This is a genomic window from Nonomuraea sp. KM90, assembly GCF_052246675.1.
In the GTDB taxonomy this organism is placed as follows: Bacteria; Actinomycetota; Actinomycetes; order Streptosporangiales; family Streptosporangiaceae; genus Nonomuraea.
Map to the genome: position 1 here is coordinate 25,147 of NZ_JBQQCB010000119.1, position 6,388 is coordinate 31,534.

Below are 6,388 nucleotides of genomic sequence, written 5' to 3' on the forward strand. Positions count from 1 at the left end.
TAGCGGGCCGAGGGCGGGCCTGTCTATAGTGAGTCAGGTGACTAACTCAACACGGGCGGGGAAGCGGGAACGGCTGGCCGGCGCCGCCGTACGAGTGCTGCACGAGCAGGGGGTCGAGAAGACGACGCTCGCCGACATCGCGCGCGCGGCCGACGTCCCGGTGGGCAACGTCTACTACTACTTCAAGACCAAGGACCAGCTCATCGAGGCGGCCATCGAGGCGCACGGCCGCCACCTCGAGACCATGATCGACGCGTTGGAGCGGCTCCCCACCCCGCCGGAGCGGCTCAAGGCGCTGCTGCACGGCTGGATCGAGGAGCGCGACCTCACCGCCCAGTTCGGCTGCCCGACCGGCACCCTCGCCTCCGAGCTGGACAAGCGCGACGACGGCCTGGACCGCGCGATCGCCAAGGTCATGGGAGGGCTCCTGGACTGGATCGAGAGCCAGTTCCGGGCCATGGGGCGGGACGACGCCCGGGAGCTGGCGGTCGCGCTGATGGCCGCGTACCAGGGCGTCGCGCTGCTGACCAACACCTTCCGCGACCCCGGCCTCATGGCCATGGAGGGCCGCCGCCTGGAGCGCTGGATCGACTCCCTGGCGTGACCCCCGCGGGCCTCCCGCGCAGCGCAGGCGCGGGAGACCCCGTCAAAGGCGCCCGGGACGCTTCGGCGGCGGGCGCGGGCGCCGCGGAGGTGCCGCGCCCCGCCGCGAACGCCCACCTGTGCACGAACGCCAGGCCGTGGCCACGGTGACGCCGGCGGGCCGGTTGCTGACGCGCATGTGATTCCTCCTTCGCGCCCTGTCCTGCGGAGCCCAGCCAAGCCACGCGATCGGGGTGTCCAACAGGGTCGCGGACGGACTCGGCCGGGCTCGGACGGCGGCCGTCGCCGCTCGGAAATTCTCGGACACGAAGAGTCATCGTTCGTACACTGTGAATCACGATCAGGTGCGGCGAGAGGGCAGGGTCCGGGACGATGGGCGTGGACGCGGAAGGGGGCGAGGGCCTCCAGATCGCCGGAGAACCGCCCGCGCCCGGCCTGGAGTCGGTGACCCGGCACGAGGACCTGGTGAGACTGCTGGCCGAGGAGTTCGCGCGGGCCGACGTGTCGCTGCGGGAGCTGGAGGCGCGGGCGGACAAGGCGGGCGGCACCCGGCTGCCGCGGGCCACCTGCGCGGACATGCTGGCCGGTCGCCGTTTCCCGAAGAAGGCGGTGATGGTGGCGTTCCTGCGCGCGTGCCGCGTGCCCGAGCAGCGGCTCCCGGCGTGGGAGCAGGCCTGGGAGCGGGTACGCATTGCGCGCCTGCCCGCCCTGACCGGGCAAGCCACCGCGCCCGGGCAACCCGCCGCCGCCGGGCAGCCCACCACGACCGAGGCCCCGACCGTGGCGGCGCAGCCCGCCGTACTTCCCCACGACACGGCCCCCGCCCCCAACCCCGGGCCGGGCCGGCGCCGGATGCTCGTGGTCGCGATGCTCGCCTCGCTCGCGGCCGCGTCGCTGGGCGTGCTGGCAGGCTTCTGGCTGCCGGGTCGCGGCCCGTCCGAACCCCCTCGGGGCCGTACCGTCACCGACGACGGCCGGGCGTTCGGCCAGGGCGGGTCGAGCCGGTTCACCGTGACCGTCGATCCGGCCAACACCGGCGTACGCCTGATCCGCCGCCTCGACGCCGGCATCGGCATGCAGCGCGCCACCATCACCGTGAACGGGGTCCCCGCCGGTGCGTGGCAGCCGCTGCACGTGGAGCGCGTCTACCGGTGGAAGGACCAGAGCGCCGACATCCCACCGTCCCTCACCTCCGACCGTCGCTCGCTGACCGTCGTCAACACGTTCGTCTCCTCCTACCAGGACTTCAACGAGTTCCTGTACGTCGTCAAGCAGAAGGTCAACGGCGTCTGGTCGACCGCCGACACCGTCGACGTCGGCCCCGAGCACGCGGCGAGCGAGAGCGCCCACGGCTACCGCATCACCGGACCGCAGACCTTCGCCGGTGTCCAGGAGTTCGCCTACCCGCCGCCCGCCCTGTCGGGTTTGACGGCTGCGGCGAGGGCCGGTAACGTCCCCCTCCCCTAGCGACGCCTTCGGAGCTGCGGGTGGGGGCACACCCACCAGCTCTCTGGAGGCTTTCGTGCCCAGTGATCCCCCGTTCCGGCGCCGCGACTTCCGGCTCCTGCTTCTCGGCCAGACCACCAGCCAGCTCGGCGCCCAGGTCAGCGCGGTCGCGATCCCGCTGCTCGCGGTGGTGACCCTGCAGGCGTCCCCGATGCAGCTCGGCCTCGTCACGGCTTCGGGGACGGTCGCGTTCGCGCTGATCGGGCTGCCCGCCGGCGCCTGGATCGACCGGTGCCGCCGCCGGCCCGTCCTCGTCGCCGCCGACCTGGCCCGCGCCGTCCTGCTGGCGACGATCCCGCTCGCGGCGCTCCTCGGGACGCCGACCCTCGCCCACCTCGTGCTGGTCTCGCTGCTGAGCGGCGTGGCGAGGGTCTTCTTCGACGTCGGCTACCAGAGTTACCTGCCGTCCGTCGTCGGCAGGGCGGAACTGCTCGCCGGGAACTCGGCCATGGAGACCGTACGCGCCGGGGGCCAGCTCGTCGGGCCGGGCCTGGGCGGCTGGGCCACCACGCTGCTCGGCGCGGCGAACGTCGTGCTGATCCAGGCCGTGACGTTCGCGGTGTCGGCCGTGTCGCTGCTGGCGATCAGGACGCGCGAGCCGGCCGCGCCGAGCCGTACGGACGGGGTCCGGCTCGGGACGCAGATCCGGGACGGTCTGGCGTTCGTCGCGCGGACCCGGCTCCTTCGCGCCATCCTGCTCACCAGCGCGGCCTGCAACTTCTCGTTCGCGATGGCCTCGGCGGTGTCCTTCATCTTCATGGTCCGCACGATCGGCCTGCCGCCCACGGTGATCGGAATCGTGCTCGCGCTCGGCTCGGTCACCGTCATGATCGGCGCGGCCCTCACGCCCCGCCTGGCCCGGCGCTTCGGCTCCGCCCGGATCATCTGGCTGTCCCTGGCCGTGACCGGCCCGGTCACGCTGCTCGGCCCCCTGGCGGGACCCGGGTGGGCGGCCGCCCTGCTCGTGGTGGGCACGGCGGCCGGCGAGCTGGGCCAGATCGTGTACGCGGTCACCAGCGTCAGCCTGCGCCAGCACCTGTGCCCCGGGCACCTGCTCGGCCGGGTCAACGCCACGATGCGCTGCTTCATGATGGGCCTGTTCCCGCTCGGCGCGCTGCTCGGGGGGATGCTCGGGGAGGTGGCGGGGCCGCGGGCGACCCTGTGGGCGGCCGGGGCGATCATCGTCCTGTCGCCGCTGCCGGTCCATGTGGCCCTGCGCGGCGTCCGCGACGTCGAGGACGTACCACCATGGAACGCCGACCGAGGGTAATTGTACGATAACTAAGTGTGAGCACTAAAGAGACAGAGATGACCATTACATCCGCTCTGTTCGTTCTCGGGGAGCGGCTGGGTGAGCGGCCCACGACCACTCCGGAGATCCCGCACCAGCAGCTCGACCAGATCGCCCCGGTGGAGCTGCAGGAGGAGCTGTGGCGGCGCATGTCCGGGCTGGACCACGTACGCACCGGTCCCAGCGTCGTCTCGCTGCCCGAGACACGCGCGCTGCACATGGAGCCGGCGTACGCGTACGGGCCCGCCTCGGCGTTCGTCCGCGACAGCACCGAGTTCGCGCACCTGCACGGCGTCTTCGACGGGAGCCTGCACGCGCTCCTGCCCGAGGCCGACGCGGCCGAGGCCGTCGAGAAGGGGTGGGCCGAGCTGCACCCGATCGTGCACGAGGGCCGCTGCCCGCCCACCCTCGTCCTGCTGTACGGGCCGCGCGACGAGGACGAGCTGGAGACGGTGTGGGAGCTGGTGCGCCGCAGCCACGCCTTCGCCTCCGGCCAGATCCTCTGACCGGAGGCTTCGGGCAGGCCCGCCCCCACACCGCCGGGTTCACGCGCGGACCGGGAAGTTGGCGCGCAGCACGCCGTGCGGGTCGCGGGCCCGCTTGATGTCCCGCAGCCGGGCGAGGTCCGGCTCGGAGAAGGCCGCCGCGGCCCGGTCCCCGCCCCCCAGCATCGTGTACGGCTTGCGCCCGCTCACCAGCGGCCCGAGCTGCTCGGCGAACGCCCGCTGCCGATCGCCCACGGCCGCGGCCATCTCCGGGTTGAACGCGCCGCCGAGCAGGTAGGCCATGTACGGCTCGCTCATGGGACCGCTCGGCCCCGCGTCCGGCCGGGCGGCGGCCAGCGCCCCGCCCAGGTGCCTGACCTGCACGGCGACCAGCGGCTCCATCGGCGCGTCCAGCAGGGCCTCCGCCGCCGCGTCGTCCAGGCCGGTGAGCAGCTCGGTGCGGGAGCGTACGGGCGCCGGGTCGGTGGGCTCGGCGGTGATGTCGCCGAGGTCGGCCACGGCCATCGGCCCCCGCTTGTCGGCGATCACATCGTCGATCTTGTCCAGCCGGGCGAGCAGCGCGCGCCCCTCGCCCTCCTCGCCGAGGAAGGCGGCGTCCACGGTGACCATGGCCGGCGCCTGGGGGAACTGCACCCGGTTGAACCATACGGACAGCTCGCCCGGTGCCTCGGCGGTGATCTCGCGGAAGGCCTCGAACACCTCGCGGGCGCGGTGGCCCGGCCACAGCATGCGCCCCCCGTACAGGGCGGGCGCGGGATACAGCTCGAACTCGATCGCCGTGACAAGGGCGAAGTCGCCACCGCCGCCGCGCAGCGCCCAGAACAGGTCCGGGTCCGACCCGGCGGTCACCGTGGCCGGCTCGCCGTCGGCGCCCACCACGTCGAACGCGCGCACGCTGTCGGCCGCGAACCCGTGCCTGCGGCCGAACCAGCTCAGGCCGCCGCCGAGGGTGTAGCCGGCCACGCCGACGGCGGGGTTGCTCCCGGCCAGGCCGGTCAGGCCGAGGGGCCCAGCCTGCGCCAGCACCTCGCCCCACTTCACCCCGGCGCCCACCCGGGCCACCCGCTCCTCGCGGCGCACCTCGACGCCGCCCAGCAGCCCGGTACGCAGCAGGACGACCCCGTCGGTGTCGCCCGAGGCGCCGTGGCCGGTCGGCTGGGCGCTCACCGTCAGCCCCGCCTTGTTCGCGTACCGCACCAGGGCCGCCACGTCATCGGCGTCCGTGGCCGCCACGACGGCGGCCACGGGCTGGCGTACCGACAGGTTCCACGCCGTGGCCGCCTGCTCGAACCCGTCGTCGCCGGGCACCAGGACCCTGCCCTCGACCGCGCCGCGCAGATCGGTGTTCGTCATGTCTCTCTCAACTCCCATGTCGTCTTCGAACCCCGGGGGTCCGGGTTCGCCGATATGACGGACGCGGGAGACGAAACGTGACGGGACACCCGGGTATTCTCCGCGCAGCGTTTTGGCATCCGGCCGCTGATCAGGCATATTCCCTCGGATGGAACGTGATCAGATCAGCGGCGTCGCCCACGGGGACCATCCCGTCTCCGCGCCCATCAGCGAGAGCAGCCTCGAACGCCTGCTCGGCCGGGCGAAGCTGCCGCCACGGGCCCACATCCTCGATCTCGGCTGCGGCGAGGCGGCGTGGCTGACGCGGGCGCTGGCGCTCTATCCGGACGCGACGGCCGACGGGGTGGACGTCTCCGAGCGGGCCCTGGCCCGCGCCGCGGAGGAGGCGGAGCGCCGCGGCGTCTCGGACCGGCTCCGGCTGCACCGGATGCCGGCCGCCGACTTCACCACCGGCGCGGCCTCCGGGCTGTCCTCCGAGCCGGCCTCCGAGGTGGCCTCCGCCGGGACGTACGACCTGGTGCTGTCCGTCGGCGCCACGCACGCCTTCGGCGGGCTCGCGCCGACCCTGCGTTCCGTACGCGGCCACCTGCGCCCGCCCTCCGGGCTCGCCCTGGTCGGCGAGGGCTTCTGGGAGCGGCCGCCCGCGCCCGAGCTCCTCGCCCGGCTGGACGCCGAGCCCGGCGAGTTCGCCGACCTGGCCGGCACGGTGGAGCGCATGGAGAGCGCCGGCTTCGCCACCGTCTACGGCCACACCAGCACCCTCGACGAGTGGGACGAGTACGAGTGGTCCTGGACCGGCACCCTGACCCGCTGGGCGCTCGCCCACCCCGGCCCGGACGGCGACGCGGCCCTGGCCGCCGCACGTGACCATCGCGACCTGTGGCTCAACGGCTACCGCGGCGTCCTGGGCTTCGTCACACTCCTCCTCCGCCGATCCGACACCGCCGCCGGGAGCTGAGCGGGGCCCGGAAGGCGGCCCTGCGGACGGTCACCAGGTGACGTGGAGGGCGGCGGGGCCGAGGTCGACCCCGTCGCGTACCCATTCGACGTCCTCGACCGAACCCGTGAGGCGCAGGCCGGGCAGCCGCCGGGCCAGCGCACCGAGCGCGGCGGCCAGTTCGAGGCGGGC

At 73.9% G+C, this 6,388-nt stretch carries 6 protein-coding genes; 5 read left to right on the forward strand and 1 reads right to left on the reverse strand.

The features are described from left to right. Positions 1 to 37: 37 nt before the first annotated feature. From ACTWPW_RS51995 to ACTWPW_RS52010, 4 genes are all read left to right on the forward strand, one after another. Positions 38 to 604 (forward strand): TetR/AcrR family transcriptional regulator, encoded by a 567-nt coding sequence (locus ACTWPW_RS51995; protein ID WP_443173293.1) that lies wholly within the window; start codon positions 38 to 40, stop codon positions 602 to 604. Positions 605 to 975: 371 nt separating this feature from the next. Continuing rightward, on the forward strand, positions 976 to 2,070 hold the full coding sequence (locus ACTWPW_RS52000; RefSeq protein WP_443173294.1) for a hypothetical protein: 1,095 nt from the start codon (positions 976 to 978) through the stop codon (positions 2,068 to 2,070). 55 nt (positions 2,071 to 2,125) lie between these two features. After that, positions 2,126 to 3,379 carry an MFS transporter gene (locus tag ACTWPW_RS52005; RefSeq protein WP_375112237.1) on the forward strand — a complete coding sequence of 418 codons (1,254 nt, stop codon included), beginning with the start codon at positions 2,126 to 2,128 and terminating at the stop codon, positions 3,377 to 3,379. Positions 3,380 to 3,417: 38 nt separating this feature from the next. Next, positions 3,418 to 3,906, forward strand: a complete 489-nt coding sequence (locus ACTWPW_RS52010; protein WP_443173295.1) for a luciferase domain-containing protein — start codon at positions 3,418 to 3,420, stop codon at positions 3,904 to 3,906. A 39-nt stretch (positions 3,907 to 3,945) separates the two neighbouring features. Here ACTWPW_RS52010 and ACTWPW_RS52015 read toward each other — a convergent pair whose 3' ends face one another. Beyond that, positions 3,946 to 5,259, reverse strand: a complete 1,314-nt coding sequence (locus ACTWPW_RS52015; protein WP_443173296.1) for an FAD-binding oxidoreductase — start codon at positions 5,257 to 5,259, stop codon at positions 3,946 to 3,948. A gap of 148 nt (positions 5,260 to 5,407) precedes the next feature. On the opposite strand from ACTWPW_RS52015, the gene ACTWPW_RS52020 reads away from it, so the two are divergent. Further along, positions 5,408 to 6,217, forward strand: coding sequence for an SAM-dependent methyltransferase (locus ACTWPW_RS52020; protein WP_443173297.1), 810 nt, complete (start codon positions 5,408 to 5,410; stop codon positions 6,215 to 6,217). The last annotated feature ends 171 nt before the right edge of the window (positions 6,218 to 6,388 follow it).